Below are 911 nucleotides of genomic sequence, written 5' to 3' on the forward strand. Positions count from 1 at the left end.
CGCTGCGCCCCTTCCTCGATGCGCTCTACGCGCCCGTGCCCGCCATCCTGGCGCCGCCCGACGATGTGGTGGCCTGCCGCTGCGAGGAGGTGACCGCCGGCGCCATCCGCGCCGCCGCCAGGCTGGGTGCGACCGGCCCCAACCAGGTGAAGGCCTATCTGCGCTGCGGCATGGGCCCCTGCCAGGGGCGGATGTGCGCGCCCACGGTCGCGGCCCTGATCGCCGAGGCGCGCGGCGCGGCGCCGCAGGCGATCCCCCCGCTGCGCCCGCGCGCCCCCTACAAGCCCATCACGGTCGGGCAACTGGCCGCGAGTGCGGAATCCGCGCAACAGCCGGCACAATAACGCTGCAGAATCGCACCGGATGATTGGCCTGTCGGCGCGTCTGCGTTACGTGACTTCCATGCGCGTTCTTCTTGCCCTGCCCATCCTGGCCGCCGCCTCGCTCGCCCTGCCGGCCCCCGTGCTGGCGCGCTCGGCCGAGGCCCAGGTGCTCGCCGCCGCTGCCTCGGACGCCGCCATGCAGCGCCTGGGCGAGCGCCTGTCGCGCCTGGCCGAGGACGGGCTCGACCCGCGCTGGTACCAGGTGCCCGGGGCCGAGCTCGCCGCCGCCGACCCCGCCCGGTTCCGGGCCGAGACGCTGCGCGCCGCCCAGGCCGCGCTGACCGACCTTCTGCTCGGCCGCGCCGGGCCGATCCGCGGCCGTGTGGACCTGCGGCGCGATCCGGGCTCGGTGCAGCTCGGCGCCTGGATGGCGGACCTCGCTGCCGCGCCGGAGCCGGCCACGGTGATCGACCGCGCCGCCGACCTGCCGGCCGAGGCGCGCGCGCTCAAGGCGGAACTCGCCCGCCATCGCGCCATCGCGGCAGCCGGCGGCTGGCCGCGCATCACCGGCGACACGCGCCGCACGCT

At 77.1% G+C, this 911-nt stretch carries 1 protein-coding gene and 1 pseudogene; both read left to right on the top strand.

Annotated features, from left to right (window positions below; genetic code table 11):
* Window positions 1–344: (2Fe-2S)-binding protein (locus HW578_RS27080; RefSeq protein ID WP_198373789.1), on the top strand; the 344-nt coding region annotated here is incomplete at its 5' end.
* Between the two features lie 58 nt (window positions 345–402).
* Window positions 403–911, top strand: a pseudogene (locus HW578_RS27085) (hypothetical protein); the annotation flags it as partial.

Origin of the sequence: Roseomonas rosulenta (genome assembly GCF_016106005.1) — a bacterium.
GTDB lineage: Bacteria > Pseudomonadota > Alphaproteobacteria > Acetobacterales > Acetobacteraceae > Neoroseomonas > Neoroseomonas rosulenta.